The organism is Neorhizobium tunisiense (genome assembly GCF_039631515.1).
GTDB lineage: Bacteria > Pseudomonadota > Alphaproteobacteria > Rhizobiales > Rhizobiaceae > Neorhizobium.
In genome coordinates this window covers 517,658-542,390 of sequence record NZ_JBDIUU010000002.1, presented here as the reverse complement: position 1 = coordinate 542,390, position 24,733 = coordinate 517,658, and the positions used below count along the sequence as shown (strand labels likewise).

Sequence of the window (24,733 nt, the reverse complement as noted above, 5' to 3'; positions counted from 1 at the left end):
ATCATCCTTTCGTGGCGCCGGCGGTGAGGCCGCCGACGAACAGGCGCTGCATCGAGAAGAACAGAAGCGCGATCGGCAGCGTCATGACGACCGAGGCGGCCATGACCGCACCCCAGTCGGTGTTGAACTCGGTGGAGAATTCCGCAAGTCCGATCGGCAGCGTCTTCACCGAGGAGTCGGTCGCAAAGCACAAGGCGAAGACGAACTCGTTCCAGGTGGTGACGAAGGCATAAACGACGACCGCGACGATGCCGGGTGTCGACAGCGGCAGCGTGATGCGGAAAAGGATGCCGAGCCGCGACGACCCGTCGATGATCGCCGCCTCTTCGAGCTCCACCGGGATCGCCTTGAAATAGGAGGTCAACATCCAGACGGAGAGCGGCAGGGTGATGATCATGTAGACGAGGATCAGGCCCCAATAGGTATTGACCAGCCCGAGCACCCTCAGCGTGATGAACAGCGGCACGATGATCGCCGCCGTCGGCAAAAGCTGGCCGATCAGCACGAAACTCTGCAGCAACGGTTTTCCGCGGAAATCGAACCGCGCAAAGCCATAGGACGCAAAGATCGCCAGGATCAGCGCCAGGAATGTCGAACCAACCGAAATGATGACGCTGTTGAGGAAATAGCGCGGAATATTGCTCTCGAAAAGCACCTTGTAATAGTTGCCGAGCGTCGGCGTCTCCGGCCACCAGATCGGCGGAACCGTATAGAGTTCCGGCAGCGTCTTGATCGACGAGACGAACATCCACATGAACGGGAAGAGGCAGATGAGCACAACGATTACCGCGCCGATGACGGTGATCGGCAGCGGCAGGCCCGTCCTCTTGAGGGTGCCGGGATCGCTCATTTGGCCTCTCCCGGCGCCGAGGCGAGCGCCCTGATGTAGATGATGACGATGACCAGCGCGACGGCGAAGAAGATCACCGAAAGCGCTGCCGCCTGGTTGAACTGCGTGCTTTCGAACGCCAGGCGGAAAATCTGGATCGGTGTGATCAAAGTCCGGTTGGCCGGTCCGCCGCGGGTGATCGCGTAGATGATGGTGATCGAGTTGAGGCCCCAGATCACCAGCAGCAGCGTCACCGCGACGATGACGGAGCGCACCTGCGGGATCATGATGAAGCGGACTTCCTGCCAGAAATTGGCGCCATCGACGCGCGCGGCTTCATAGAGGTCGTTGGGAATCGACTGCAGTCCCGCCAGCACCATGATCGCCACGAAAGGAAAAAGCTTCCAGACGTTGATCGCGATCAGCACCGGCATCACAGTATTGCCGTTGGTCAACCAGCCGATCGGCTCGGGAATGATGCCGGAACCAGTCATCATATAGTTGATGATGCCGAATTCCGTATGGAACATCCACGCCCAGGTGGTGGCCGCGACGATGCCCGGTACGACCCAGGGAATGAGCGTGATCGAGCGTACGATGCCGCGTCCGAAGAAGCTTTGGTTGAGCAGGATGGCGGTCGCCGTTCCGAGGATGACCTGGAAGACGATCGAGCCGCCGACGAACCAGATGGTGTTCCAGAAGGCCTGCGGCGTCGCGCGGGCCGAAAGCACGGACCTGAAATTGGTGAGGCCGACAAACTCGCCCTGCCTGTCGGTCACGCTGAGCAGACCGGTATAGGCAACGGGATAGGCGATCAGCATCGCCAGCACGATCAGCGCCGGCAATACGAAAACGAGGCCCGTCGAATTGCGGTCCATCTGCAGGTTTCCTTGAACGACATCGGGTGGAGTACATGCTCCGGGGAAAGACGGTTCCCCCGGAGCGATCGGCTATCGGTTATTTCTGGTCGAGCAGGGCCTGGATGTCCTTGGCTGCTCCGTCCATGGCCTTCTGCACGTCCTCGTCACCGAGAAGGATGCGCTGGATGCCGTCGAAATAGGCCTGGGTGATCTGCACCCAGTTCTTGTTGTTGGGCACGGCGCGGCCATAGGGCAGCATTTCCTTGAACACGGTCAGGATCGGATCGCTGAAGCGCGGCAGCGACATGGCCGATTTGCGGGCCGGGAACGTATCGGTCAGCGCGCCCTGGTTCGGCGCCTCGGCAAGGAACGCGACGAGTTTCTTCGCCTCGGCCGGGTTCTTGGCCGACGACGGGATGACAAAACTCCAGCCGCCGAGGAGTGCGGCGGTCGGCTTGCCGGCCGGATGCGGGATCTGCATCACGCCGATATCGATCTTCGGATTTTCTTTTTTGATCGAAGCCACGTCGAACTGGCCCGACTGGTAGGCCGCAACCGTCTCGGCGATGAACAGCCGGCGGTTTGCAGTACCGTCGTTTTCGAGCGTCGATGCCGGCGACTGCTTGTTCTTGAAGAAGTCCGTATAGAACTTGACCGCGGCCACCGCCGCCGGCTGGTTGACGACCGCCTTCTTGCCGTCCGCAGAAATGATGTCGCCGCCGTTCATCCAGATGAAGGGAAGCGAACGGAAGATCGTATTGCCGACTTCACCGCCACCGGTGATGGCAAAACCGGAAACCTTGCCCTTCGACAGCGTCTTGGCAGCGGCGACCAGTTCGTCCCAGGTCTGCGGCGGTTTTGCCGGATCGAGGCCGGCGTCCTTGAAGGCGCCCTTGTTGTAGATGACCGCATGGGTCTCGATGCGATACGGGATGGCCCAGAGCTTGCTGTTCCAAGTGCAATAGTCCAGCGAGGCTGGAATATAATCCTCGCGGTCCTTTAACACGTCATCGACCGCAAGGACCAGGCCGTTCTGGGCATAACCGTTTACCCAGGCGTGCTGGACATCGATGATGTCTGGCGCGGCCCCCGACTGCAGGGCGGTCAGGACGCGCTGCGGCAGACCGTCGGTCGTGGTGATCTCGAGCTTGACCTTGATGCCCTGATTGGCCTGTTCGAACTTGGTGACGAGTTCGCGCGCCCGCGCCTCGTTGAAATTGGGCGTCCACCAGACAACCTCACCGGCCAGCGCCACGCCGCTCGTCAGCATCGTCATTGCCGTGGCCATCACGGCCAGCGTCTTGAATTTCATCATCATCTCCTCCTCCGCGCGGCTCCATGCCGCGCTTTTCCCTACCGGCCTCCACCGGATTGGTTCACCGCGATGCTGCGGCCTGCCTTTCTCCCCCGAAATGCGCGATATCCTGCGAACGCGCCGGTCCCAGCGCATGGGCATTCATCGTCAGGGCTTTCATGAAGCCGATCGTGTAGGCATTGCCGGCATGCCACGGGGCCGGACAATCGAGATCGGGGACATGATCGGGAACCATCACCCCATCAAAACCCTCATCCCTGAGGACACGGACGATTTCCGCCATCTCGACATCGCCGTCGTCGACGAAGGTCTCGACATAGTGCGGAACCTTGCCGCGGACATTGCGGAAATGCACGTAGGCGATCGCGCCCAGCCGCGCGAAATGGCGGGTCGTTTCGTAAACGTCGCCATCGACCATCTCCTGTAGCGAACCGACGCAGAATTCGAGCGCATTGGCCGGGCTCGGCGCGATCTCCAGCAGGCGCTGGTATTTTGCGTGAGCGTTGACGAGGCGTGCATTGCCGCGCAGCCGCGCCACCGGCGGATCGTCGGGATGAGCCGCCAGCCGGACATTCGCCTTTTCCGCGACCGGCACGAGCTCCTTCAGGAACCATTCGAGGCGCGACCAGAGATCCCGCTCGCTGACGCTGATCGGCGCCGCACCCGCGACGGCCTCGCGGTAGCGCATGTTCCAAAGCATTCCGTCCGGGATCGGCGCGTCCGTATCGAATTCGTCACCGAAGAACACCGCGGTCATCGCGCCGCCCCGGGCGACCCGCTTGCGCTGCCAGCCCCAGACCCCGGCGATCGAAAAATTGTAGCCGAGAACCGGGATACCTGCCCTTCCGGCATCGCGGACGAGTTGTTTCAGCCCATCCATCTGCTCATGTTTCTTCGGTCCGTCCAGCAGGATGTCCGACCAGAAATTGGGCGACAGGTTCTCCATCGCCGCAACTTTGAGGCCATGCTTGGCAAGCATCGCGACGACGCCGGCCATATGGTCGTAGGTCCAGAGCGGCACGTCGATACATTCGCCATTGATGGGGCCGACTCCGCCGTTGCGATAAGCGCTGTTGTCGGCGTTGCGGGCATATTCGGTCAGGTGAATGACAATGTCGCCGACGCCGAGCTGGCTCGCGTAACGCGCGCCATCCTCCGACAGATGATCGCCGAACAGGGTCAGACCTACCCGCACCTTACCCTCCCCGATTGACGCCCGGCCTTGCCGCCGGCTAGTTCATATTTGAATGTCGCCAATTCGTAATATAACTTGCGCCAAGAAGGCCCGATTGTCAATTGTTCCGGCCTCATGAGCGTGCCCCGTCCTTCAGCGTGACCGCCCCGATCGCGACGCCGCTGGTGTTCATGCTGCCGTCGAACAAAGGCACGTTATAGGGCGCGTAGGGGTAGCGGCCGCAGGCCTCCTCGATAAGCTCCACCCCGAGCCCCGGCGCGGTCGGCGCCAGGATCGCCCCGTCCTCGAACTGCAGCGTCTCGCGCACCAGTTCCTTGCGCCACGGCACGTCCACCGAAACGGTCTCGAAGATCGAGAAATTGGGGATCGCGACCGACATGTGCAGCGTCATCGCATTCATCACCGGACCGACCGGGTTATGCGGCGCGATCGGGATCAGATGGTGATGCGCCATATGCGAAATGCGCTTCGTTTCGCCAAGCCCGCCCGCATGCGAGACGTCGGGCTGCAGGATATCGACGGCCTTCTTGCTGAGCGCTTCGAGGAACTTGCCCGGCTCGTACCAGCGCTCGCCGGCGGCGATCGGCACCGGGCTTTTCTCCCGGACATCGACCAGGGCATCGATACTTTCGGGCGGCGTCGGTTCCTCGATCCATCGCAGGTTATAAGGCGCAAGTTCCCGGCACATGGCGATCGCCGTCGGCACGTTGAGCCGACCGTGAACGTCGAGCATCAGGTCAACGTCCGGCCCGACCGCATCGCGCACTGCAGCAACGATATCGATCGTCTGGCGGCGCTGCTTGCGGCTCATCTCCAGGTCGGCAATGTCGAACGGGTCCCATTTGAGGGCCCGATAGCCCATGGCGACGGCCTTGCGCGCGTTCTCGGCATACTGGTCGGGCGTCACCGCGCCGAAGAACCAATGGTTGGCGTAGCATTCGACCCGATCCCGATATTTGCCGCCGAGCAATTCGAAGACCGGCACCCCGAGCGCCTTGCCCTTGATGTCAAGGAGCGCCGCCTCGATGGCGCCGAGCGCGGTGCGAAACACCGCGCCGGTGCGCCAATAGGAGTCGCGGTGCAGTTGCTCGACGATCGCATCGACCTCGAACGGATTGCGGCCGATCAGCACGCGCTCCAGCTCTTCCAGCGCCGATACGATGGTCTTCGTTTTCCACTCCAGCGTCGCCTCGCCGACACCTTCGTAGCCTTCATCGGTATAGAGTTTGACGAAGACGAAATTGGTGCGGGACACATTCGCAACAAAGATCTTCTGCTGCACGATCCTCATGAGGCTCCTCCTGGCAGGCCGACGCCAACCCCCCTCGTTATTTCCCTATGACTATCTGGCCTCGGCCTTCAGCCGCTTGATCGCCTCGAACTGCAGGCTGTCATCGGCCATCTGCATCAGTTCGATGCGGTGCCCGTCCGGATCCTCGATCCAGGTCTGCCAGTTGTTGTCGGCGGCCTTGATCGTCGGCCGGATACGCTCGATACCGAGCGCGTCGAGTTCGGCCACGGTCTTCTGGATATCCGGCACGGCAAGGCAGACATGATTGTAACCGACCGCCTCGCGCTCGGCCGCCTTGTCGCCCTCGCCTTCCGGAAAGATCTCCAGATACTGGTCATCGGTGATGCGCAGATAGACCAGCCAGAGCCGGCCTTCGCGGTCGAGGCGCATCATCTCGGAAAAACCGAGCTTGTTGACGTAGAAGTCGAGGGTACGATCGATATCCTTGACGCGAATGGCCACATGGGCGATCGACGAAACGGTCAGCATGGGAATGTCTCCAATTAGAGGCGGCCGTATTTGGCATAGACATCGGCAACGTCGGCGCCGGCGCGGATCTCGTTGCGCGAGCGGTTCTCGATGCCCATGATCTCTTCGGCGCGGTCGAGCACCGCATCCACCTTGTCGGCGGGAATGACGATCACCCCGTCCATATCGCCAAAAATCCAGTCGCCCGGATCGACCCGGATCTGCGTGGTCAGCGTTCCGGTGACCGCGATCGGCACTTCGATGCCGCTGATGCGGGTCCGCTGGCGGGATTCGATCGGGGAAAGGTAGCGGGTGAAGACGGGCCAGTTCTCCATGCCCATCAGGATATTGCCGTCGCGAATGCCGCCATCGACGACGACGCCGACGGCACCCTTGCTTTTCGCTCCGGTACTCATCAGCTCGCCCCAGTGACCGGCCTTGCGCTCGCCTGCCGCCGAGATCAGCACGACGCAGCCGGAATACATCCGCCGGAAGAAGGTGAAGGTCTTCACCTCTTCATTGTCGTATTCGTCGTCGGTGCGCATGTCCGCCGTGCAGGCGACGGTAAACGCGGGTCCGGCGATCCGCATCCCACGATCCAGCGCCCGGATGTCGAGATCCATGCACTGATGCGGAAGCCCCATCTCGTCGAGAATGTCGTAGACGGCGGCGGTGTAAAGCTTGTTGAAGCGTGCGGCTTTCGCCGCGATCGCTGCGGAATCTCTGTCCATGTGGTCTGCCTCCTCCAGCAGAAACCTTGGTCGAACCCGTCTGCCATCTGAAAAAGAATAGCAGATAAATTCATATTTGAACTTTCGAAGTTCAATAATGCATGATAGGAAGATGCCGAACCGATTGTCAACGGCGAACGTATTCCATGGATCAAATGAGTGACGCCGGCGCGTCGAAGTACACGATACCGGTCATCGACAGAATGATGGACGTCCTGGGGCAACTGGAGCGGCGGCCGAACGGGGCGACGATCCGCGAGCTGACATCGCTGCTCTCCCTGCCCCGAACGACCATCTATCGGATCGTCAACACGCTGCAGGGCCACGACATGGTCCGGCGCGACGATACCGGCGCCTACCACCTGGGGCGGCGGCTTCTGTCGCTGGCTTCCCATGTCGCGACCGGCGTCAGCGAGATCGATCTCGCGGCCTTTGCACAGCCCTTCCTCGACAAGCTGTCGGCGGAAATTGGCGAGGGCAGCAAGCTGTCGGTCATCGATCAGGACGGCATTCTCGTGCTCGCAGCAGCGCAAGGCCGTCGGCAATATGCTTTGACGGTGGCTCCCGGCCAGCGCATGCCGGTCCATGCCGGCGCCGCCAGCAAGATGCTGCTGGCGCATCTGCCGCCCGAAGAGCTGGCGGCCTGGCTCGCAAAGCCGTTGATCGCCTATACGCCCAAATCGCTGACCGATCCGAAGCGGCTGATGACGGAACTGACCCGCATCAAGCGGCTGGGCTGGGCACAGGATAGAGGCGAGAACGCGCCGAGCATCCAGGCCTTTGCCGCCCCCGTCTGCGACAAGGCGGGGCGGGTGGTCGCGGCGATCAGTATTCCCTATCTGGCCGGAGCGGAGGCGAGCCGCATGGAGGAGATCCGGCTTGCCGCCATCGATGCGGCGCGGGCGATGAGCGAGGCAATGCCGGTCTGATCAGGACCGGAAAGCCGACTGGGAGGAAGAATGAAGATCGTCGATCTCAAATGCGCGGTCATCGGCAAAAGCCCGATCGTACGGATCGTCACCGACGAGGGCATCTCCGGTTACGGGCAGGCCGAGACCTGGAAGCCCTATCTGAAGCCTCATATTCTCGCCTTCCGCGAGGCCTTGATCGGCGAGGACCCGACCAATGTCGAGCGCGTCATGCTGAAAATCCGCCAGCGCGGCGGCTTCAAGCCCTGGGGCTCCGCCGTCAGCGTCATCGAGATGGCCCTGTGGGACATCGCCGGCAAGGCCGCCAACGTGCCCGTCTACAAGCTTCTCGGCGGCAAGGTGCGCGACCGCGTGCGCGTCTATAACGGCTCGATCCGCTTCCCGATGACCGACCACCGGCCCGAGGACCTTGCCGACGACCTGAAAAAGATGATGGCGCTGCCGGAAGGCTTCACGATCATCAAGCAACCGATCGGCTTCCATTCCCCGATGAAGCGGGCGGTCGAGAATTTTTATTACCACGAACCGAATGCCAGCCCCTTCCATGGAGCGCTCGATCGCGGCCCGATCACCGAAAAGGGCCTGCGGCATTTCGTCGATTGCGTCGCCGCGATGAAGGAAGTTGCCGGCGACGCAATCGGGCTGGCACTCGACTGCGGCCCCGGCTGGATGCTGCCGGATGCGATCCGGCTGGTGCGCATGCTCGAACCCTACAATCTTCTCTGGGTCGAGGACCTGCTCTCAGGCGACTATACGCCCTGGGTCAATGCCGGCGTCTATCGTGAGCTCACCCGGACGAGCACGACGCCGATCCACACCGGCGAGCAGATCTATCTGCGGCAGAATTTCAAGGAGCTGATCGAAGGCCAGGCCGTCAACGTCGTCGGGCCCGACCCGGCCGATGTCGGCGGCATCGCCGAACTGAAATGGATCGCCGAATATGCCGACCTGCATTCGATCCTGATGGCCCCGCACGGAACGGCGAACGGGCTGCTGGGGCTCGCCGCCCTCATCCAGGTCTCGGCCACCCTCCCCAACAATTTCATCGCCTTCGAATACACGACCGGCGACCCCGCCTGGTGGTACGACATCGTCGAGGGCCTGCCGGAGACGATCGTCAAGGACGGCTTCATCGACGTCATCGACCGGCCGGGCATGGGCGTCGATCTCGTGCCCGAAAAGGCCAAACGCTACCTCACGGAAGACGACCGGGCATTCTTCGACTGAGGCCGCCCCGCCGCCGGCGGTTTCCCCATTTCCCAAGAAAGCAACGGCTCCGGAATCATCCCTCCAGAGCTTTTTTGATGTAGCCGCGAGACAGACACGCAGGCTTCTGACGGTGGGCAGATCATTTCAGGACGTCTAGTCATACCTTTGGATAGGGGGGCCAGTCCCCATGTCCAATAGTCCCGAGGGCCGCCTCCGCGTTAGACTTCGATCATCGACGAAGACACCAAGAATGGGGAGAGTTAGCATGCAGTTCCCACGGCCCTTGAAGGCACCGCCTGCCAGCCCATGGGCAAAGCGCACCGACGTTTCAAGATATCGGACGTCGGAGATCGATCTCGAAAGACTTGCCGCCAGACAGGCTCCGCAATGTCTCGACCAATCCGGACCGGACCTCAACCTCCGCCAGATCGCCATCGGCGGCCTTGCCCCGTGGCAAATGCGCAATGTGCAGACCTATGTCGACATGTATCTCCGCTCGACGATCCGCGTCGAGGCCTTGGCCGGTCTCTGCAACCTGAGCTGCGGCCATTTTCAGCGAGCCTTCAAGGCAAGCCTTGGCGAGACGCCGCACAAATACGTCACCCGCAGGCGCATGGAAATGGCCTGCCGGATGATGACCGGCACGGACGAACCCCTCTGCCGGATCGCCCTGGAATGCGGCATGACGGACCAGGCACACCTTACCAACAGCTTCCGCCGCCTTTACGGAATCGCTCCCAATGCATGGCGAAAGCGGATGCTGCTCAAAAAGTCCGGGCATGGCGTTCGCGAGACAGATCTTGTTCCGCTCAACTGACAAGACAAAGCTGCGTGACACCGGTAGATTTCTATCGCATCTGATTGTCAGAGCTATCCGGCGCTGCCGTGACTGATGGCAATAACGTCGCACTCGCTGCAGTCTGCCCGCGACATTGAGTTAGATCAGAAAATTTTCTGTCCAGAAGCTAGCGCCGTTCCGTCCAGGCCGGTCACCCCGTTGAGGCCGTGCCGTTGACGGATACGGAGGATCCGGGTTTGTCGATGGCTGCTTCCTCCGCCGCCGATCAGGAACGCGAACGGCAACGGCCATTCCGCTTGACGCTGCATCCTCTGCGCGACAGTAGCGACTGCGTTGTCTCTGGTGCCTCGAGCGCCACTCGTTTCAGTAAGGGCAGAATTGCAACTTCCCTCCTCTGTAAAGAGTGGTGGAACTGATCGAGGGAACGGTAAATGCGGGAGCGTTGACCGATTTGCTTTGCCCGCCTTCGATGCGGCCCACATCAATACGTGTCTTGCGGGCGGCATTCGCGGCATCGACGATTTCGACCAGGAACCGGAAAGAGGTCGGGCAGGAATTGGATACGATATATCCCGCTCCGCCAGGGATGATCGACACGCACGAACAGTCGGCGGCGGACGGAGGGAGCGTCGGGGGCCTGTTAAGATAGGCGGATATGAAGTCCCGGCATCCCTGAAGCTGGTTCATAGCCCGCGGATTGTGCTGCTGCGCCTCGATGACGGCCTCCTCGGGTTCAAGTCCTTTCCGAAGACCGCGCGCATAGGTCTGTCGCGCGCCGGCATCCCGGAACACCCAATCGATATTCTCCCTCATTTCGCTCGTATCGCAGGCGTTGGCGCCGCCCAGATTGGAACACCCGCGCAGTTCGGCGCGGCGCCGGCATTCGGCCGCCTTTGTCAGGTCGCCACCCATGCAGGCGGCGGTCATCTGGATCAGCTGGTCGCTGCAGCTCATGGCCGAGACGGCATCCCTGGGAAAAATTGGCGACAAGCCGATGCCTGTCGCGATGACGATCAGAAACGCGATGGGACGATAACACATTTCAGCAACGCGCACTGATCATCGCATTGCGGTTGAGGTCCATGCATGCCTTGAAGCTGCCCGCTTGCCCAGAGGATCCTCCTCCGATATTGCGCCAACTGCGTTCGCAGGTCGCATAGTTGGATCTGAAATGAGCGCATTGCCCCCCACCGCCGCTACTGCCGCCGCTGAATCCACCGCTCGATCCTGCACCGCTGATCGCCGCCCCGATATTGGCGCCGATTAACGCACCCTGCGCGATACTGCCCGCCGCGCCCAGAAGGTCATCGAAGAGGCTTCCGCTGTCATCGCTCTGCGCGGCGGGAGCCGACGGCTGCCTGCGGCTCTGTTCGTATTGCCGGTATTTCCTTTCCCGGCCGCCATATTCCGCATCGTTTCGCGCGTCCTTCGCCCATTGACTGAGCTCATCGCCCAGCGCAAACAGATAGCAGTTGCTGGCATTGTTCTTCTTGCATCCTTCCTGGACCGCCGACCTCGCGGCGGCCAACGTTGCCTGCTTCCATTGGAACAGGCAATGGACCTGCTTGCCAACCTCGTAGGCGACCATGGCCTTGTTGGCCCGCTGCCCGTGGAAGTTTCGCTTGTTCCAGTGAGCGGCGCAGACGTCGTACAGGCGGTCGCGCGCGCTCAAGGCGGGCGTCGTCGCCAGCGGCATCTCCCACTCGCTTTTGATATAGAACGCATGAGTAAAGTTGCCCTGCACGGGTTCCGCCTGAAAATGCTTGTAGAAGGCCTGCAGCCAATCGGATTTCGTGCCCTGGGGATATTGGAAGATAAATCTCAGGTAGTTTCCGTCGCAGCAACCGGCAGTCGCAAATTCCACCCGTCGATGGGAGCCGTCCAAGGTCTGGGCCGTTACAAAGGCCGTGTTGTTTTCACCTTCCGCCTTGATGATCTGGAACTCCTTATCCCCGTCCTCTGCGAGGTCGTTGCCGGGATATTCGCCTTTGATCGTGTTCAGCAGATCTTCGGCAGTTGTCGACGAGTCCACCTGAATTTTGATGTATTGTTCTCCGTCGCGGAATTTCAGAACGTCGTCCTCGCTTTCCTGTTTTTGAAAGCGCATCGGAATTTTCGTGATTTCATAGGTCTCGTCGTACCAGTCGAGCGACCAGGTGAAAAAGTCCTCCTCCGGCGCCTTGCTGGCCGCAACCGTCGCCGCCCCGCCATCGGTCCAGGCAACGGAAAGGAAATTCTTGCCCAGTGCGAGATACGCGTCATCCGGGATCGAAGGACCTTGAAAACCGCTTTTGACTTCGCCGATGTCCTTGGCCCGATAGGGCCCCAGCACGACCGCGAACCAGCCGTTCTCGGATTTCATTATCTTGACCTGGTGGCCCGCATAGGTTTTCGCGATCTCGATCGCTTCGCTGAGATCGGCCCGGCTCGCAAGCACCACCCATTTGCGTCCATCCGACAAAGTCTGGCTGCTTGCCGCCGAAGATGTTTGCGGGTTGAGCGTGGAAATACATAAGGCTGCGCTGAGAAAGATCGTGCGGATAAGTCGGGCAGCTTTGAAAACTGGCCCGAAGAACTGCCATTGCCTGACGGTGATCACGCACGCCCCCTTTTTAGATATCCCGGAAGCCGATGTATACGCATGGTATAGAATATACGCGGAATCTATACCGTGTTGCATCATCATCGCTATTCGGGGTTGCCCCGAAAAATAATGAACAACAAAAATAAGGCTACGTCAAATCTGCTTTCCATCTCGAAGATGACGCCATGACACCAGGTATTGGTATCGATAGTTGCTAAGTCACACCGGCTGGTTTAGGCTCTTCGGGATCTTGACATCTATCGGGTTACTGAAGGGGAAGAATGACTCGCGCGATATGCATCAGATGCGGCAGTGAAAAACACGGCTGCTGGACCCCGTGCCCGAAATGCCGGCACCAACCATTTGGTATTTCGGAAGTTGCGTGGTCGCTCGTTCTATCCGATCACACAATGACGCATGAAGGCTTGGCCGAGATCGGCAAATTTATCTCAGAAAACAAGCGGCTCCCAAATTTTGGTGGAGAGGTAGAAGCAGCCCTTCGACAGTGCGAGGAAACGGTCAGAGGTGCTGCACGAGGATTGGTGAAGAAAGGGCTGCTTCCCATAGAGGACGCTCCGGACGCGGCGATTCCGCTGGTTGGGGCCACCGCAACTATATCTCTGTCTCCGAGGGTTCAGGAAGCGATAGAGGATTTCTGTTTAAACCAGAGCTCGCCAGCGAGACCCGAAGCAGTCCTCGAATGGATCGTTGAAGACTGGCTCGAGAGGGAGGGTTACTTTGACTGAGCTGTGCCGGGGACTCCGGACGCTGCTTGCCGATCGCCGGTAACTATATCGGCAGCCTGGGCTCTCGGACTTCGCTATGAGCCGTGTTTTTACCCGTGGCTGGAAGCCAGAAGACTGGTAGCGGGAGGCAGAATTGAACTGCCGACCTCAGGGTTATGAATCCTGCGCTCTCACCAACTGAGCTACCCCGCCACAGGGACTGCGGAAGTTCCGGCGTGGCCGGTTCCGCTTTGGTCGTGCGGCTTATAAGTCCCCCGTCACCAAAGTGTCAAGCAGGGTTTGGGTAAAAACCGGCGGCAATTTTGTGCCGCGCGGTTAGCGCCGGTCTCAGGCCGCGACCGGGGTCGAAAGCAGGGCCTTCAGAGCGGTTTCTGCCTCGGCTGCCCGTTCCGAACGCTCGATGAAACCGCCGCCATAAACCCGCGCATCCGCCCCTTCGGCGGAATAGAGCACGCAGGCCTGACCCGGCGCCACGCCCGCCTCTCCGATTGCCAGATCGACATAGACGCCGTGATCGTCGCAGTGGAGGATGGCCGGTGTCGGCGGACGCGTCGAGCGCACCTTGGCGAAACAGGCGAATCCACCCTTCGCATCCTCGTCGAGTACACCGTCGCCGATCCAGTTGACGTCGCGCAGGTAGACGCGGTGGGTATCGAGCGCTTCTTTCGGCCCGACGATCACCCGGCGCGAGCGGGCATCGAGATAAACGACGTAGAGCGGCTCACCGGTGGCGATGCCGATGCCGCGGCGCTGACCGATCGTATAATGCACGATCCCCTCGTGGCGGCCGAGCACACGCCCGTCCATATGCACGATATCGCCGGCGAGTGCCGCGTTCGGCTTCACCTTGTTGATGATGTCGGCATATTTGCCCTGCGGTACGAAACAGATGTCCTGGCTGTCGGCCTTCTTGGCGACCACCAGGCCCATCTCCTCGGCCAGATCGCGCACCTGCGCCTTCGACATGCCGCCGAGCGGAAAGCGCAGATAGTCGATCTGCTCCTGCGTCGTTGCAAACAGGAACCAGCTTTGGTCGCGATCGCTGTCGATCGGGCGAAACAGCGCGCGGCGGTTCGGGTTGCCCACGGAAGGATTGGCGGAGGAGCGGATATAGTGGCCGGTCGCCAGCGCATCGGCGCCAAGCTCTCGTGCCGTCGCCAGAAGATCGGCGAACTTGACCGTCTGGTTGCAGGCAACGCACGGGACCGGCGTTTCGCCCATCGCATAAGCTTCGGCGAACGGGTTGATCACCGTCTCACGGAAGCGCTTTTCGTAGTCGAGCACGTAATGCGGGATGCCGAGCGTTTCGGAAACCCGCCGCGCGTCGTCGATATCCTGCCCGGCGCAGCACGAGCCGGCGCGGTGCACGGCCGCGCCGTGATCATAGAGCTGCAGCGTGATGCCGAGCACGTCATAACCCTGGCGTTTGAGCAGACCGGCGACGACGGAGGAATCCACTCCCCCCGACATGGCAACGACAACACGTGTGTCTTCCGGCCTCTTGTCAAAATCCAGCGTATTCACGAGTAACTCTCTCGGTCTCTCAAGCGCCGGTCCATGATGGGAGGGCGACATGTTCAGGGCCTGCGGCGGGATCGGCCGTCGGAGGCAATTCTTGCCGGATATAGAAAGGATTTGCGGCCTGCGCAAGGAGGAGCGCGAATCGCAGGCGCGGCGTATGCAGAAACGGACAAGGCCTCAACCGCGAAGACCGATGCAGTTTCCCCATGGATCGCGGACCTGACACATGCGCAGGCCGTTCTGGATGTCGATCGGTCCCCGATAAAGCGTCGCGCCAATCGCGGTGAAATGCTCGACCGCCGCGTCAAGATCATCGACCTGCCAATAGACGACGGATCCGCTGGCGCCGCTTCCCACCTTCTCGTCAGCCGCGACGATCTCGAGGCAGATCCCGCCGATATCGAGAAACTGAAATTCGAAAGCCTCGAGGTGACGCCGCACCGATTGCGGGAAAGCGGCCTGATACCAGTCCAATGCCCGCGCAACATCCGCGACATGGACAAGGATGGCGCATATCGGCTTTGCTTCGGTGTTCAATGCGGTCGTCCAGCGGAGGTTTGCATGGCCGACTGTCTATGCCCATGGACTGGTTTTGTAAAACACCCGGGCCGTCCCGCCGGTCCTCAGCACTCCGAAAAGCGGCCTGCCCGAGCCGGGAGGCCGGGATTCAAGATTGCAGCACGCCATGCCGTACGACCTTGCCGGCAGCCGTCCTGACGCTGCTGGCCGCACCTTCCGCCCGCACCCGCGGCAGGCTTGCCGGATATTCGCGCTGGATGAAGTCGATGATCTTTTCGCGGACCTCGCATCGCAGGTCGAAGGTCCGGGGGGCATTGGAGGCGGAGACGAGGATGCGGATCTCCATGACGTTTTCCCTGAAATCCGTCACCTGCACCGCCACCACCCGCTTGTCCCAGAGCTTTGACGTTGCGGCAATCTCCTCGACCTTGCGACGGACCGCATTTACCGGAACCGAATAGTCGAGATAGATCATCACCGTGCCGATCAGCTCCGAACTGTCGCGCGTCCAGTTCTGGAACGGCGTCTCGATGAAATAGCTGAGCGGCAGGATCATCCGCCGCCAGTCCCACAGTTTCACCACCACATAGGTCGAGGTGATCTCCTCGACATTGCCCCACTCGCCCTCGACAATCAGCGCGTCGTCGATGCGGATCGGCTGGGTGATCGCAAGCTGGATGCCGGCGAAGATGTTCTTCAGCACCGGCTGCAGCGCAAGGCCCAGCACGACACCCGCCACGCCGGCGGAGGCGAGCAGGCTGACGCCGTATTGCTGCACCGCGGGAAAGGTCATCAGCATCGCGGCGATGGTGATCGCCACGATCATGACGCTCGCGATCCGTTCGGCGATCCGCGATTGGGTGACATGCGTGCGGGCGAGCAGATTGTCTTCCGCATCCAGCTTGAAGCGGCGCAGATAAACGATCATCCACACATGCAGGGCGATCTTTGCCATCCAGCCGACGACGACGATGAAGCCGAGCAGCAGCAGGTGACGTATCACCTGCCCCTGCCCGGCACTGAGAGGAGCGATGGTCGCGCCGAGCGACAGCGTCCAGGTGAGGATCGCCAGCCGCATCGGCCGCCGCGTACGCAATACCAGCGACCGCCAGAACAGGTCCCTGCTCTCCACCAGCCGCGTCAGAAAGCGAAATCCGAAGCGCTGGATCGCAAGGCCGATCAGAAATGCGACGGCCATGACGCCCCAGCTGACGAGCCAATCCGGCAGCCAGGACGTATCATTGCGGAATTCCTGAATGAAGCGTTCCATGCCCCCTCAGCTAGGGTGCAATGCAGCATCGAAAAGAGCGGCCGCAAAAATTTCATGTTTTGGGAGTCTTCTGGGCGCGGGGTGATTTGTGGCAACAGGGCGATCAGGGACGGAGACGATGCAATTCGACCTCATGCGCTTTGTTGACGCGCAAGCGCCGGTCTATGGGCGCGTCATCGGCGAGCTGCGCGACGGCAAAAAGCGTTCCCACTGGATGTGGTACATCTTCCCACAGGTGGAGGGGCTCGGTTTCTCGATCATGTCCCAGCGCTTCGCGATCGGCTCGGTGGCGGAGGCGACAGCCTATCTGGAACATCCCCTGCTCGGCCCCCGGCTCACCGAATGCACCGAAGCAATGCTCTCCCATCCGGATTTGTCGGCGCACGCGATCCTCGGTTCCCCCGACGACATGAAATTCAAGAGCTCGATGACGCTGTTCGAAGCGGTCAGCAAAAAGGGCTCGCCTTTCAGCCAAGCCCTTTCGCAATTCTTTGATGGTGAGCGCGACGAGAAGACCGTCGCGCTGCTTCGACGTTAGGCGGCCGCCTGGATGGCCGAAAGCTTCCAGTCGTTGGCCGGCTTGCGCACAAAGGTCCAGACTTCGACGGTCTCGGTCACCGCGTTCGGATCGCCTTCGGCGACTGCGCCGGTCTTGCGGTCCTTCATATAGTCGATGCTCGAATAGCGCATCGCCACGGTCGCATAGTCCTGGCCGTTTTCGCGCCAGGCTTCCGCCAGGTCGCCCTGCAGCAGCTTGACGTCCTTCACCTCGTTCTTGACGCCGTTGGTGGCGTTCTCGCCGAGTTCTTCGGCCAGGTAGGACATCGCTTCCGGCGTCGTGAGGCTGCGGAGCTTGGCATAGTCTTCGTCGCCATAGGCAGACTGGACATTGGTCAGCAGCTTCTCGAACTGGTCGAGGTCGCGGTTGGTGATGCCGATCTCGTCGGTCTCTGGGCCGGCCTGGCGCGGAGCGGCATTGGAACCGCCGCCGAAACCGGTTGGCGCACCGCCGCCGCCCAGCGAGCCGATCTTCGGGATCTGGAAGGACGACGTATTCTGGCTCGGCGCATCATAGGCGTTGCGCGACTGGCCGAACCCGGTGTTCATCCCGCCTGCCGGGCCGCCAGCCGTCTGCTGACGGCGCGCGAACCAACGGAAAGCCAGCATCGCGAGACCGCCGATCAGCGCGATCTGCAGCAGCATGCCCAGCATGCCGGCCATGCCGCCGAAACCGGTGCCCATCAACATGCCGAGCAGGCCACCAAGGGCGAGACCGCCGAGTAGGCCGCCGAACATGCCACCGAAGAGGCCGCGACGGGGCTGCTGCGCCGCCTGCTGGCCAAGGCCGTTCTGCGGGGTCGTGGCGTTCTGTTGCGTATTGGGCGTCATCGACCGGTTGATGCCGGTCGGAGCGGTGGGCGCGGTATTGGTGGTTGCCGGAGCCGAATACGTGCGCGTGCCGCGGCTGCCGAAGCCGCCGCTGGCGCGGCGCGCCTCAGCCATGTCCACGGCGGTCAAGGAAACCGCCATTCCGATCGCCAGGATCGCGAACAGGTTCTTGAAACGCCGAAGGTTGGATAACATCGTTTTCTCCTCATAAACCGCTCAATCGCGGAATGCCCTGTTTATATAGAGAGGCTGCCTCCAGGATTTTAGGCCCATCCTCCATTTTTCCCGTCGAAGTAGATAACGGAGTTTGAAACGGGAGCCAAGCTCCATAAATACAACCAAAGGGAGAGGTAGCTCATATCGGCCTGCGACATCCAGGCGCGGATCTCTGCGTCGAAAGATGATCCTGCAGACTAGATTGCGCCGCGTGCAGAATGCCATTACCTTTGGGCGAGGCACACAAACGCAAAGGAGGTTGCCTATGTCACCGCGGGACGCCTGATCCAGCACTATCAAGACTTCTGCCTTTCAAAGGGCATCGACTTCACAAACATTCAATCCGTAAGGCCGCATGACGCCACCACGCTCTTCTGCAGCGCTGGCATGCAGCAGTACAAACCGCTCTTTTCCGATCCTTCCCATAGAGGAACCGTCGCAAACAGCCAGGCATGCCTGCGCCTGGGCGACCTGGACGAAATCGGAGACGGAACCCACTTCCTTCACTTCACCATGCTCGGCCTCTTCTCCTTCCGGGAGATGAGCGTTGGCGGTGCCATCGATTTCTGGCTCGAGTTCCTGCGAACGCTCGGTCTTGTGCCGGATCACGTCACCATTCATCCGGACCGCCTGGCCGAATGGACGCCGCTTTACCGCGGACGCATTCCAATCGTTCCGGATCCCGAATGCACGTGGAGCGATGGCAGCATCACCGCATACAGCACCGAGTTTTACAAGGATCGAGTGGAGATCGGCAACATCGTCAATCCGCTCGGAACCTGCATCGATGTCGGCTTCGGCGCCGATCGTCTCGACATGCTCATCAACGGCACGCCGCCGGAGGATGTGGTCGAAACGCTGAGCAGCGCGATCGTGAAGATCATCGAAAGCGGTTATCGTCCGGGAAACAAGGAGCAGGGTTACGTGCTGCGCAAACTGCTCCGCCGCCTGCATCGGATGGGCAGCACGCTCGACCATCCTTTCTTCATCGAGGAGGTCCAGCGCCAGGAACGGCTTCGGGCAAAATACCTGCGCCTGCGGGAAAAGCATCCCGGCATGAGCCCCGAATGGTGGTTCGACACCCATGGCATCGAGCTCTCCGACATGCAGGACATGTCGGACGGATAAAATGACGAAGGCCTCCGGCGGTTTTCACCGGAGGCCTTCGTCCTGTTCGGAAAACCCTCACGACCACAACGGGCGTGAAAAGCTTTGGCGATTGTTACTCGACGTTGAACGCCAGCGGCTTGGCCTGGCGGATCGCCGGATTGGCGGTCAGTTTCGCGAGCACGTCGGCCGGAACCGGACCGTCGACATAAAGGAGAGCGATCGCGTCGCCACCTTCCTTGTCGCGGCCGAGATGGAAGTTGGCGATGTTGACGCCGGCATTGCCGAGCGTCATGCCGATGAAGCCGATCATGCCGGGCACGTCGGTATTGGCGATGTAGACCATGTTGGTGCCGACATCCGCATCGAGGTTGATGCCCTTGATCTGGATGAAGCGCGGCTTGCCGTCCGAGAAGACCGTGCCGGCGACCGAGCGGGTCATCGTGTCGGTGGTGACGGTAAGCTTGATATAGCCGTCGAAGACGCCCGACTTGTCGCGCTTGGCTTCGGACAGGATGATGCCCTTTTCCTTGATCATGATCGGCGCCGAAACCATGTTGACGTCGGAGACCTGGCTGCGGATGAGGCCGGCGAGCAGCGCGCTCGTCAGCGCCTTGGTGTTCATGCCGGCGGTCGAGCCGTCATAGAGGATCTCGATTTCCTTGATCGCATCCTCGGTGACCTGGCCAACGAAGGCGCCGAGCACGTCGGCGAGCCGGATGAACGGCTTCAGGCGCGGCGCTTCCTCGGCAGTGATCGACGGCATGTTGATGGCGTTGGAGACGGCGCCCTTGATCAGGTAGTCCGACATCTGCTCGGCGACCTGAAGTGCGACGTTTTCCTGCGCTTCCGTGGTCGAGGCGCCGAGATGCGGCGTGCAGACGACGTTTTCGAGGCCGAAGAGCGGGCTTGCCGTGGCCGGTTCGACTTCGAACACGTCGAAGCCGGCGCCGGCGACATGGCCGGACTTGATGGCTTCGGCAAGCGCTGCCTCATCCACCAGGCCGCCACGGGCGCAGTTGATGATGCGAACGCCGGGCTTGGTCTTGGCGAGCGCTTCCTTGCCGAGGATGCCGCGGGTCTTGTCGGTCATCGGCACGTGCAGGGTGATGAAGTCGGCCTGGGCCAGCAGCTCGTCGAGCTCGACCTTGGTGACGCCCATTTCCTCGGCGCGTTCGGCCGAGAGGAAGGGGTCGTAGGCGAGAACGTGCATGCCGATGCCGATCGCCTTCTTGCAGACGATGCCGCCGATATTGCCGGCGCCGATGACCCCGAGGATCTTGCCGGTGATCTCGACGCCCATGAAGCGCGACTTTTCCCATTTGCCGGCCTGCGTCGACGAGTCGGCTGCCGGAAGCTGGCGGGCGACGGCGAACATCAGGGCGATGGCGTGTTCGGCCGTGGTGATCGAATTGCCGAACGGCGTGTTCATGACGATGATGCCGCGGCGCGAGGCGGCCGGGATATCGACATTGTCGACGCCGATGCCGGCGCGGCCGATGACCTTGAGGTTGGTCGCGGCGGCGATCAGCTTTTCGGTCGCCTTGGTGGCGGAACGGATCGCGAGGCCGTCATAGTTGCCGATGATCTCGGCGAGCTTTTCCTTGTCCTTGCCGAGCTTCGGCTGGAAATCGACTTCAACGCCGCGATCGCGAAAGATCTGGACGGCGGTTTCCGACAATTCGTCGGATACGAGAACGCGAGGTGCCATCAGTGGCCTCCTGAAAAAGTTTCTGTCGTGAATGAGGGAATGGGCTCCGCTTCGTCAGCGGAGCCGATACGCGACTTGGCTAAGCGGCGGCCTTGGAAAGCGCGGCCTTCTGCGTTTCGAAAGCGTAGGTGAGCCAAGGCATCAGCGCCTTCATGTCGGCTTCTTCGATCGTGGCGCCGGCCCAGATGCGAAGGCCGGACGGCGCATCACGATAGGCACCGATGTCAAGCGCGACGCCTTCCTTTTCGAGGATCGACACCATGCCCTTGGCAAAGGCTTCCTGCGCGTCGGTATCGAGAGCGGCAACATCGGCGTCGGCGATCTTGAGGCAGACGGAGGTGTTGGAGCGCGTTGCCGGGTCCACGGCAAGGTTGTCGATCCAGGCATTGGCGGCCACGAAATCGTGGATCACCTTGGCGTTGGCATCCGCACGGGCGATCAGGCCTTCAAGGCTGCCGACCGACTTGGCCCAGTTGAGCGCATCGATATAGTCCTCGACGCAGAGCATCGACGGCGTGTTGATCGTCTCGCCGACGAAGATGCCTTCGATCAGCTTGCCGCCCGAAGTCAGGCGGAAAATCTTCGGCAGCGGCCAGGCCGGAACGTAGGTCTGCAGGCGCTCGACAGCGCGGGGGCTGAGGATCAGCATGCCGTGGCCGCCCTCGCCGCCCAGAACCTTCTGCCAGGAGAAGGTGACGACGTCGAGCTTGGCGAAGTCCATGTCCTGCGCGAAAGCCGCCGAGGTGGCGTCGCAGATCGTCAGGCCCTTGCGGTCTGCCGGGATGAAATCGGCGTTCGGGACGCGCACGCCCGAGGTGGTGCCGTTCCAGGTGAAGACCACGTCGCGGTCGAAATCGACCGTGGAAAGGTCCGGAAGCAGGCCGTAGCCGGCTTCGATCTTGCGGACGTCCTTGAGCTTCAGCTGCTTGACGACGTCGGTGACCCAGCCGGCACCAAAGCTTTCCCAGGACAGCATGTCGACGCCGCGCTCGCCGAGCAGCGACCAGAGCGCCATTTCGACGGCGCCGGTATCGGAAGCTGGCACGATGCCGATGCGGTAATCCGCCGGCACATTCAGAATTTCACGGGTGAGGTCGATGGCCTGCTTCAGCTTCGCCTTGCCGATCTTGGCGCGGTGCGAACGACCGAGCGGAGCATCAGCGAGCGCTTCGAGCGACCAACCGGGGCGCTTCGAGCAAGGGCCAGAAGAAAAGTGGGTATTGTTCGGACGCAGGTCCGGCTTTGCGGCGTTTGCCATATGGCTATCCTTCCAGATAGATGGCCCTTCGTTGGGGAAGGGTGTCCCGCCGCTGTGGTTATGCCTGAGCGCCTTCACAGTCAAGAGGGCATGTCGCTCTCGGATAAATTTCTGCCGCATGTCTGTCGCCCGAAACGCAAAAAGCCGCCCGGAGGCGGCTTTGGCTGGGAGACGAGCTGGTATTACTTGTAGACGATCTGCTGCGGCGGGGGCTCGTAAGCCGGCGGCGTGTCGCAGCCGCCGAAGATGTAGCGGGCGCCGACGCGGGCTTCATGCGAATAGAAACCCTTGTCCTTGCCCGGGCCGCCGCCCGTTGAGTAGCCGAACATGTCGCCACCCGTGACATGGCGGAAGCGATAACCGACATCGGCCTTGACGTTGCAGGTAACGTCGATCGACGCGCCGGCCATGAGCGCGTAGGTGAAACGCCAGCTCTTTTCGCCGCCATGCGTCACTTCCGGGTCGCAACCGGCGCCGCTGTCGGCGCACGACGTGTTGCGCAGGTTCGACCACTTGACGTAGGTGCCGCCGATACCGGCACCGACGTAAGGTGTGAAGTAGCCATAGGTGCCGAGATCGACATAGGCGTTGGCCATAAGCGAATAGGCATGCATCGAGGCCAAATCAGTCGAGGTACACGCGGCGGCGACACCGCAACTACCGGAGGTCGAGCCGCGGAACTTGCTGTTGAACATGTAGTCGAGGGTGACGTCGGTGCGCAGGTAGCTGTTGATCTGGTAACCGACACCGCCGCCGAGCGTGAAGGCATCACGCAGGTCGGAACGGCCGAATTCGGCAAGCCCTACACCAGGCGTGCCGGTCCCCTGGTAGAACTCGGTGCCGCGCGACTTCTTGAAGGAATAACCGACGTCACCGCGAAGGTACCAGCCGGTCGCCTCCTGGACGGTCACTTCCGGCGCATCCTGATAGGGCTCCGGCTGCGGCTGGTAGAGATCGGCGGAATTGGCGGCACTCACCGTCAGTGTCAGCGCAAAAGCGCTGGCCAGCAACTTTCTCATGGGTTCATCTCCAAAGCTCGTATCGCGTATGGCGTGCAAAACGGGCAGCCAACGGGTTGATCCGCCGTGGATGATGATCGACAAAGGTTAAGTCTCGCTTAACCATGCTCGTTTACCGGGCGTTTTCCTTAAAACGGCAAGCAATTCTGCAAGTAACGGCAAATCCGGAGACTTGCGCAAAGGCACCTCGCCCCGCAGGAAGTGCGCGAACTCGCCCAGCGTTCCGCGAACTATGTCTGTCAGGCCGCGTTGCGGACATTGGCGATGACGCCGACCAATTCATCGACGATGCGCTCGATCTGTCCCCGGTCGTCGCCTTCTGCCATCACGCGGATCAGCGGCTCGGTGCCGGACGGGCGGATCACCAGGCGCCCCTTGGCGGCGAGCTCGGCTTCCGCATCGGCGATCGCCTGGCGCACAACATTGTCCTCCAGCGGCTTGCCGCCCTGGAAACGGACATTCTTCAGAAGCTGCGGCACGGGTTCGAAACGCCGGCAGATCTCGCTGATCGGCTTGCCGAGCCGCTTCGCCCGCGCCAGAACCTGCAGGCCGGCGACCAGGCCGTCGCCGGTCGTGCCGAAATCGGAGAGCACGATATGGCCCGACTGTTCGCCGCCGACGTTGAAATCGTTATTGCGCATATGCTCGACGACATAACGGTCGCCGACCTTTGTGCGCGCCAGATCGAGCCCCTTGCCGTTGAGGAAACGTTCCAGGCCGAGATTGGACATCACGGTCGCGACGATACCGCCGCCTTTGAGCTTCTGGTCCTCGGCCCAGCTCTCGGCGATCACGGCCATCAGCTGGTCGCCATCGACGATCTCGCCGCGCTCGTCGACGATAATCACCCGGTCGGCGTCACCGTCGAGCGCGATGCCGATATCGGCACGCACTTCATGCACCTTCCGCTGCAGCGCTTCCGGGCTGGTCGAGCCGCAATCGAGATTGATGTTCGTGCCATTAGGCTCGTTGCCGATCGTCACCACCTCGGCCCCGAGCTCCCAGAGTGCAAGCGGCGCCACCTTGTAGGCCGCACCATTGGCGCAATCGATCGCGACGCGCAGGCCATGCAGGGTAACGTCGCGCGGCAGCGTACGCTTCACATGTTCGATATAGCGGTAAATGTCGCCCTCGACGCGCTTCGCCCGGCCGATATCGCCGGACTTGGCGAGCTGGGAATGCAGGTCGCTGTCGAGCAGGTCCTCGATGCGCATTTCGAGTTCGTCGGAAAGCTTGTAGCCGTCCGGGCCGAACAGCTTGATGCCGTTATCCTCGTAAGGGTTGTGCGAAGCGGAGATCATCACGCCGACATCGGCGCGCAGCGACCGGGTGAGCATGGCGACGGCCGGCGTCGGGATCGGTCCGAGCAGGAAGACGTCGAGGCCGGCAGCTGTGAAACCCGCCACCATGGCGTTTTCCAGCATATAACCGGAGAGACGTGTATCCTTGCCGATCACCACCCGATGGCGATGATTGCCGTTGCGGAAGATCGTGCCGACGGCAATGCCGACGCGCATGGCCAGATCCGGCGTCATCGGATGAATGTTGGACTGTCCGCGAATGCCATCAGTGCCAAAATAGCGGCGTGTCATATAAGCTCCTTCGTCATCGCGCCTGAACGTCGCGGTCCTTGCAGGGATCGAACCCGCAGCATGTTAGACGGTAAATCCGGCCTGAAGCTTGGCTCATGCCATAGATTAACGGCACAAGCACATAAATTAGCGTCAAAATCGATTATATCCCGTTACTAATAAATAAACTCTTCCA

23 protein-coding genes and 1 tRNA gene are annotated in these 24,733 nt (G+C 61.3%); 6 read left to right on the top strand and 18 right to left on the bottom strand.

The genetic code is table 11. The annotated features are described in order from the left end of the window. Position 1: 1 nt before the first annotated feature. The 7 genes from ABCW43_RS11665 to ABCW43_RS11635 form a co-directional block, all read right to left on the bottom strand. The gene (locus tag ABCW43_RS11665) at positions 2-850 is read right to left on the bottom strand and encodes a carbohydrate ABC transporter permease (protein WP_345924427.1); all 849 of its coding nucleotides are present in this window, start codon (positions 848-850) and stop codon (positions 2-4) included. Next, on the bottom strand, positions 847-1,707 hold the full coding sequence (locus ABCW43_RS11660) for a carbohydrate ABC transporter permease (protein ID WP_345924425.1): 861 nt from the start codon (positions 1,705-1,707) through the stop codon (positions 847-849). The genes ABCW43_RS11665 and ABCW43_RS11660 overlap by 4 nt, the downstream gene beginning before the upstream one ends. A gap of 79 nt (positions 1,708-1,786) precedes the next feature. Continuing rightward, positions 1,787-3,007: an ABC transporter substrate-binding protein gene (locus ABCW43_RS11655; RefSeq protein ID WP_345924423.1), complete on the bottom strand. Its 1,221-nt coding sequence runs from the start codon at positions 3,005-3,007 to the stop codon at positions 1,787-1,789. A gap of 58 nt (positions 3,008-3,065) precedes the next feature. After that, positions 3,066-4,199, bottom strand: a complete 1,134-nt coding sequence (locus ABCW43_RS11650; protein WP_345924421.1) for a mannonate dehydratase — start codon at positions 4,197-4,199, stop codon at positions 3,066-3,068. Positions 4,200-4,311: 112 nt separating this feature from the next. Beyond that, the gene (locus tag ABCW43_RS11645) at positions 4,312-5,490 is read right to left on the bottom strand and encodes a mandelate racemase/muconate lactonizing enzyme family protein (protein ID WP_345924419.1); all 1,179 of its coding nucleotides are present in this window, start codon (positions 5,488-5,490) and stop codon (positions 4,312-4,314) included. 51 nt (positions 5,491-5,541) lie between these two features. Continuing rightward, entirely contained in the window at positions 5,542-5,979 is a 438-nt protein-coding gene (locus ABCW43_RS11640) for a VOC family protein (RefSeq protein WP_345924416.1), read from the bottom strand. A gap of 14 nt (positions 5,980-5,993) precedes the next feature. Next, the gene (locus tag ABCW43_RS11635) at positions 5,994-6,689 is read right to left on the bottom strand and encodes an RraA family protein (RefSeq protein ID WP_345924414.1); all 696 of its coding nucleotides are present in this window, start codon (positions 6,687-6,689) and stop codon (positions 5,994-5,996) included. A 146-nt stretch (positions 6,690-6,835) separates the two neighbouring features. Between ABCW43_RS11635 and ABCW43_RS11630 the strand changes: the two genes are divergently transcribed. From ABCW43_RS11630 to ABCW43_RS11620, 3 genes are all read left to right on the top strand, one after another. Beyond that, positions 6,836-7,618 carry an IclR family transcriptional regulator gene (locus ABCW43_RS11630; protein ID WP_345924411.1) on the top strand — a complete coding sequence of 261 codons (783 nt, stop codon included), beginning with the start codon at positions 6,836-6,838 and terminating at the stop codon, positions 7,616-7,618. Between the two features lie 30 nt (positions 7,619-7,648). Next, positions 7,649-8,845: a mandelate racemase/muconate lactonizing enzyme family protein gene (locus ABCW43_RS11625; protein WP_345924409.1), complete on the top strand. Its 1,197-nt coding sequence runs from the start codon at positions 7,649-7,651 to the stop codon at positions 8,843-8,845. 247 nt (positions 8,846-9,092) lie between these two features. After that, positions 9,093-9,644: a helix-turn-helix domain-containing protein gene (locus tag ABCW43_RS11620; protein ID WP_345924407.1), complete on the top strand. Its 552-nt coding sequence runs from the start codon at positions 9,093-9,095 to the stop codon at positions 9,642-9,644. Between the two features lie 345 nt (positions 9,645-9,989). Here ABCW43_RS11620 and ABCW43_RS11615 read toward each other — a convergent pair whose 3' ends face one another. Together ABCW43_RS11615 and ABCW43_RS11610 are read right to left on the bottom strand one after the other, a co-directional pair. Beyond that, a complete protein-coding gene (locus tag ABCW43_RS11615) occupies positions 9,990-10,682 on the bottom strand; it encodes a hypothetical protein (protein WP_345924405.1) in 693 nt (230 codons plus the stop codon). Then, entirely contained in the window at positions 10,669-12,225 is a 1,557-nt protein-coding gene (locus tag ABCW43_RS11610; protein WP_345924403.1) for a PB1 domain-containing protein, read from the bottom strand. Before ABCW43_RS11610 ends, ABCW43_RS11615 begins: the two co-directional genes overlap by 14 nt. A gap of 395 nt (positions 12,226-12,620) precedes the next feature. Here ABCW43_RS11610 and ABCW43_RS11605 point away from each other — a divergent pair, with 395 nt between their 5' ends. Beyond that, complete coding sequence (locus ABCW43_RS11605; RefSeq protein WP_345924401.1) at positions 12,621-12,956, top strand: hypothetical protein; 336 nt, start codon at positions 12,621-12,623, stop codon at positions 12,954-12,956. A 115-nt stretch (positions 12,957-13,071) separates the two neighbouring features. On the opposite strand, the gene ABCW43_RS11600 is transcribed toward ABCW43_RS11605, so the two are convergent. The 4 genes from ABCW43_RS11600 to ABCW43_RS11585 form a co-directional block, all read right to left on the bottom strand. Next, positions 13,072-13,148: transfer RNA gene (locus ABCW43_RS11600), tRNA-Met, on the bottom strand. Between the two features lie 135 nt (positions 13,149-13,283). Beyond that, positions 13,284-14,480: a tRNA 2-thiouridine(34) synthase MnmA gene (gene mnmA, locus ABCW43_RS11595; protein WP_345924399.1), complete on the bottom strand. Its 1,197-nt coding sequence runs from the start codon at positions 14,478-14,480 to the stop codon at positions 13,284-13,286. Positions 14,481-14,654: 174 nt separating this feature from the next. Continuing rightward, the gene (locus tag ABCW43_RS11590) at positions 14,655-15,014 is read right to left on the bottom strand and encodes a VOC family protein (RefSeq protein WP_046640868.1); all 360 of its coding nucleotides are present in this window, start codon (positions 15,012-15,014) and stop codon (positions 14,655-14,657) included. Positions 15,015-15,144: 130 nt separating this feature from the next. Continuing rightward, positions 15,145-16,266 carry a mechanosensitive ion channel family protein gene (locus tag ABCW43_RS11585; RefSeq protein ID WP_345924396.1) on the bottom strand — a complete coding sequence of 374 codons (1,122 nt, stop codon included), beginning with the start codon at positions 16,264-16,266 and terminating at the stop codon, positions 15,145-15,147. Between the two features lie 118 nt (positions 16,267-16,384). Between ABCW43_RS11585 and ABCW43_RS11580 the strand changes: the two genes are divergently transcribed. After that, the gene (locus ABCW43_RS11580; protein WP_345924394.1) at positions 16,385-16,804 is read left to right on the top strand and encodes a DUF1810 domain-containing protein; all 420 of its coding nucleotides are present in this window, start codon (positions 16,385-16,387) and stop codon (positions 16,802-16,804) included. Here the strand turns inward: ABCW43_RS11580 and ABCW43_RS11575 are convergent. Beyond that, a complete protein-coding gene (locus tag ABCW43_RS11575) occupies positions 16,801-17,850 on the bottom strand; it encodes a Tim44 domain-containing protein (protein WP_345924392.1) in 1,050 nt (349 codons plus the stop codon). The two genes, ABCW43_RS11580 and ABCW43_RS11575, sit on opposite strands and share 4 nt — an antisense overlap. Before the next feature lie 303 nt (positions 17,851-18,153). Here ABCW43_RS11575 and ABCW43_RS11570 point away from each other — a divergent pair, with 303 nt between their 5' ends. Next, the gene (locus ABCW43_RS11570) at positions 18,154-18,999 is read left to right on the top strand and encodes an alanine--tRNA ligase-related protein (protein WP_345925433.1); all 846 of its coding nucleotides are present in this window, start codon (positions 18,154-18,156) and stop codon (positions 18,997-18,999) included. Positions 19,000-19,093: 94 nt separating this feature from the next. On the opposite strand, the gene serA is transcribed toward ABCW43_RS11570, so the two are convergent. From serA to glmM, 4 genes are all read right to left on the bottom strand, one after another. Then, a complete protein-coding gene (gene serA / locus ABCW43_RS11565; protein WP_345924390.1) occupies positions 19,094-20,689 on the bottom strand; it encodes a phosphoglycerate dehydrogenase in 1,596 nt (531 codons plus the stop codon). Between the two features lie 79 nt (positions 20,690-20,768). Beyond that, positions 20,769-21,947: a phosphoserine transaminase gene (locus ABCW43_RS11560; RefSeq protein WP_345924388.1), complete on the bottom strand. Its 1,179-nt coding sequence runs from the start codon at positions 21,945-21,947 to the stop codon at positions 20,769-20,771. A 182-nt stretch (positions 21,948-22,129) separates the two neighbouring features. Continuing rightward, positions 22,130-22,966 carry an outer membrane protein gene (locus ABCW43_RS11555; protein ID WP_345924387.1) on the bottom strand — a complete coding sequence of 279 codons (837 nt, stop codon included), beginning with the start codon at positions 22,964-22,966 and terminating at the stop codon, positions 22,130-22,132. 239 nt (positions 22,967-23,205) lie between these two features. After that, positions 23,206-24,558 (bottom strand): phosphoglucosamine mutase, encoded by a 1,353-nt coding sequence (gene glmM, locus ABCW43_RS11550; RefSeq protein WP_345924385.1) that lies wholly within the window; start codon positions 24,556-24,558, stop codon positions 23,206-23,208. Between the last annotated feature and the right edge of the window lie 175 nt (positions 24,559-24,733).

Bases quoted from the DNA above. Each gene is read 5' to 3' on its own strand.
- ABCW43_RS11665 (WP_345924427.1), bottom strand. From the start codon at position 850: ATGAGCGATCCCGGCACCCTCAAGAGGACGGGCCTGCCGCTGCCGATC.
- ABCW43_RS11585 (WP_345924396.1), bottom strand. From the start codon at position 16,266: ATGGAACGCTTCATTCAGGAATTCCGCAATGATACGTCCTGGCTGCCG.
- ABCW43_RS11640 (WP_345924416.1), bottom strand. From the start codon at position 5,979: ATGCTGACCGTTTCGTCGATCGCCCATGTGGCCATTCGCGTCAAGGAT.
- serA (WP_345924390.1), bottom strand. From the start codon at position 20,689: ATGGCACCTCGCGTTCTCGTATCCGACGAATTGTCGGAAACCGCCGTC.
- ABCW43_RS11560 (WP_345924388.1), bottom strand. From the start codon at position 21,947: ATGGCAAACGCCGCAAAGCCGGACCTGCGTCCGAACAATACCCACTTT.
- ABCW43_RS11660 (WP_345924425.1), bottom strand. From the start codon at position 1,707: ATGGACCGCAATTCGACGGGCCTCGTTTTCGTATTGCCGGCGCTGATC.
- ABCW43_RS11620 (WP_345924407.1), top strand. From the start codon at position 9,093: ATGCAGTTCCCACGGCCCTTGAAGGCACCGCCTGCCAGCCCATGGGCA.
- ABCW43_RS11635 (WP_345924414.1), bottom strand. From the start codon at position 6,689: ATGGACAGAGATTCCGCAGCGATCGCGGCGAAAGCCGCACGCTTCAAC.
- ABCW43_RS11625 (WP_345924409.1), top strand. From the start codon at position 7,649: ATGAAGATCGTCGATCTCAAATGCGCGGTCATCGGCAAAAGCCCGATC.
- ABCW43_RS11630 (WP_345924411.1), top strand. From the start codon at position 6,836: ATGGATCAAATGAGTGACGCCGGCGCGTCGAAGTACACGATACCGGTC.
- ABCW43_RS11580 (WP_345924394.1), top strand. From the start codon at position 16,385: ATGCAATTCGACCTCATGCGCTTTGTTGACGCGCAAGCGCCGGTCTAT.
- ABCW43_RS11645 (WP_345924419.1), bottom strand. From the start codon at position 5,490: ATGAGGATCGTGCAGCAGAAGATCTTTGTTGCGAATGTGTCCCGCACC.
- ABCW43_RS11555 (WP_345924387.1), bottom strand. From the start codon at position 22,966: ATGAGAAAGTTGCTGGCCAGCGCTTTTGCGCTGACACTGACGGTGAGT.
- ABCW43_RS11575 (WP_345924392.1), bottom strand. From the start codon at position 17,850: ATGTTATCCAACCTTCGGCGTTTCAAGAACCTGTTCGCGATCCTGGCG.
- glmM (WP_345924385.1), bottom strand. From the start codon at position 24,558: ATGACACGCCGCTATTTTGGCACTGATGGCATTCGCGGACAGTCCAAC.
- ABCW43_RS11605 (WP_345924401.1), top strand. From the start codon at position 12,621: ATGACGCATGAAGGCTTGGCCGAGATCGGCAAATTTATCTCAGAAAAC.
- ABCW43_RS11655 (WP_345924423.1), bottom strand. From the start codon at position 3,007: ATGATGATGAAATTCAAGACGCTGGCCGTGATGGCCACGGCAATGACG.